At 54.4% G+C, this 3,143-nt stretch carries 2 protein-coding genes; both read left to right on the forward strand.

Annotated features, from left to right (window positions below; translation table 11 throughout):
• Positions 1 to 11 precede the first annotated feature (11 nt).
• Positions 12 to 1,832, forward strand: a complete 1,821-nt coding sequence (locus CPT76_RS34860; RefSeq protein WP_105446148.1) for an ABC transporter ATP-binding protein — start codon at positions 12 to 14, stop codon at positions 1,830 to 1,832.
• 415 nt (positions 1,833 to 2,247) lie between these two features.
• On the forward strand, positions 2,248 to 3,143 hold an 896-nt coding region (locus tag CPT76_RS34865; protein WP_258169091.1), incomplete at its 3' end, for a cache domain-containing protein.

A 3,143-nucleotide genomic window follows, 5' to 3' on the forward strand; every position in this document is an offset into this window, starting at 1 on the left:
GGGACTGCAGCATGCCTAATTCTTCAGCCGCTGCCCTCAAGGCAACGCAAGCAAAGGATGCAGCGGAAAAGAAAAGATCATTTGAAGCCTTCAGGGCGATACTGGCTTACGGCAAACCGCACAAGTGGGCTTTTGCCGGCGTGTTTGTCTGCGCGATCCTCGGCATTTCCGCCGATCTGCTGCAGCCGTATCTGGTCAAGATCGTGATCGACGATCATTTGGCTGTCGGCGGCAGGGACTTGGGTTATATCGCCACGATCGCCGGCATTTATCTCGGCATTTCGATCGTCAGCTTCTTATTCACGTATTTGCAGAATAACCTACTGCAGTACGCGGGTCAAAGCATCGTGGCACAGATCCGGAAGGACCTGTTCCAGCATATTTCCAAGCTGTCGATGTCCTATTTCGACCGCGTGCACCGCGGCAGTCTGGTGACCAATGTGTCCAGTGACACGGAGACGATCAGCCAGTTTTTCACACAGGTGCTGCTCAGCTTGATCCGCGACGGCATGACGCTCGTACTGATCATTGTCTTTATGTTTCAGCTCGATACGACGCTGGCCTGGTATTCGATGATCGTGCTGCCCGTCATCGGCCTCGTGGCCTTCCTGTTCCGCCGCTATCTACGCCAGGCGTACCAGGTAACCCGGAGCCGCTTGTCGCGGTTAATCGGATTCATTGCGGAGAATTTGTCCGGGATGGGGCTGATTCAGGCGTTCCGCCAGGAAGAGGAGCAGACCCGGCGTTTTAACGAAAATAACCAGAGCTACTGGGAAGCGAACATGAGGGAGGTCCGCGCCAACGTGCTGTTTAACCGGACCTTCGACATTCTGGGCAACGTCGCCCTCGTCACGGTCGTCTGGCTGGGCGGACTGGCGGTATTCCATGAGCATATGGCCGTCGGCGTTCTGTACGCGTTTACGAGCTACATCCGGCAGTTTTTCCAGCCGATCAACCAGATCACGATGCAGTGGAACACGTTCCAGTCGACGACCGTATCGATGGACCGGATCTGGAAAATATTCAGCACCGAGCCCGAAGTAAAGGACCCGGAGCCTGACCAAACGTGCCGGCTGCGCTTGTCCGAAGCCCGCGGCCGGGTCGACTTCAATCACATTTCTTTCGGCTATTCGGAATCCAAGCCGGTTATTCCCCATCTCGACCTCCATTTGAAGCCCGGGGAAATGGTCGGCATCGTCGGAACGACGGGGGCGGGAAAGAGCACGATGATCAGCCTCTTGAACCGGTTCTACGACGTTAATTCCGGCAGCATCAAAATCGACGGGGCGGATATCCGTGATATTCCGCAGCAGCAGCTCCACCGTCTCGTCGGACTGATCCAGCAGGAGCCCTATCTGTTCGCGGGAACCGTCCTCGATAACGTCCGGCTGTTTCAGGAGGACATCTCCCGTGAAAAGGTGATGGATGCCTGCCGGTTCGTCGGCGCGCACGACATGATCATGCGAATGTCCGGCGGATACGACACACTGCTCTCGGAGCGGGGCAGCGGCCTGTCAGCCGGGGAGCGGCAGCTGATCTCCTTCGCGCGGATCATGGTCTTTGAGCCGCGGATCCTCATCTTGGATGAGGCGACCGCCAACCTGGATTCGCATACGGAGCAGCTGGTGCAAAGCGCGCTGGCGAACGTGTCTACCGGGCGGACGACGCTGGTGATCGCCCACCGGCTGTCCACGGTTATGCACGCCGACCGCATTCTGGTGATGAAAGACGGCCGGGCGATTGAGGAAGGCACCCATGACGAACTGCTGGCCATGCACGGATACTATGAGCAGCTGTACAATCATGCAAGACAGGCGGCTGATGAAGAGTAACATCATGCAAGACAAGCGGCTGATGAAGAGTAACCTGGAATGCAGGGGCCGACTGGAGGCCGGCTGAGCCGGATGTATAGAAACGGGGAGAGAGCGATGCTCTTTCCCCGTTTTATTTTGTAAACAGGAAAACGAGGCTTCCAGCGTAAACAGGATCGGATCATAGCTGTAGTAACGGCGCTCCTCTGGGCGTAGGCTCTGACGCGTGAAATACTCCCTCAACCGACGAGTTTTAAATGCGAAACGGATTCTACTGCGACTTTTTAACCATTTACTTAAGACCTAGTGATCTTCTAAGATAGTGAATAAACCTAACATGAATCTCTGTGATAAAGCCAATTAGTTTAGTAGCAAGCGTTTTCAATGTTATATAATATTACATGATAGTTTCATAAACCGACGTAGGAGGGCTCATATGCAGCATTGGTTCGGAACATCCTTGAAGCATAAGCTGTCTCTGCTCACTATTCTGGCCGCGCTGGTTCCGCTGCTGTTCCTCGGCATTTTCTCCTACAAAATGGCCGAGAGCCTGACCGAGGAAAAAGCCAAAACCTCCGGAATGAACAATCTCAGGCAGCTGGATGTCTATCTGGAGACGATGGTCAAGGACGTTGAGAACATTTCGCTTTTTCTGATCGGCAACGAAGGCGTGCAGTCCTATTTAAAAAGCTCTGAAAGCAATTATGTGCAGCAGACCGCCGTCATCAACTTTCTGACAAGCCTCGCCTTTTCCAAAGACTATATCGCGAACATCATCGTCGAGCCGCTTGGGGCCAAGGACTCGATCTCCTACAAGTCGCTGGTGCGGTCGGAGTTCCAGGATGTCACGGAGAGGGATCCTGATTATTATGCCGAGCATCCCAAATGGTGGTCTTCGGTCCACCGGCAGTGGACCTTTGAAGGGGTGAGAAAGATGATCACGCTGGCAAGACCGATCCGCAGCACCGATAAATACAAGCCGATCGGTAATCTGCAGATCAATCTGGATCAGGGGGTCATCGCCAGCCAGGTCCGGCAGGTGGCATTGGAAAAAACGGGCTTCGTGCTGCTGCTGGACGAGAACAACCGGATTCTCGCAGGCCCCCCGGATATGGAAACGAATCTTACGCTGGACGCTTATTATCCTTCGATCGGCCCTTTTGAGGGACAGAGCGGGGATTTGGTCTACGGGCAGGGGAGCGGTAAGAAGACGATTTTGTATAAAAAGATGTCCAGCGTGGGCTGGAAGCTTGTCGGGATCATACCGGCTGCGGAATACAGCTCGCAAAACCAGTATTTTCAAGGCTTACGGCTGTCGCTGTCACCGCTGCG

The sequence above is a fragment of the Paenibacillus sp. AR247 genome (genome assembly GCF_002968895.1).
In the GTDB taxonomy this organism is placed as follows: Bacteria; Bacillota; Bacilli; order Paenibacillales; family Paenibacillaceae; genus Paenibacillus_AQ; species Paenibacillus_AQ favisporus.

What these genes read in the sequence shown, in the direction of transcription:
- CPT76_RS34860 (WP_105446148.1), top strand. Translation starts at nt 12, where the DNA reads ATGCCTAATTCTTCAGCCGCTGCCCTCAAGGCAACGCAAGCAAAGGAT.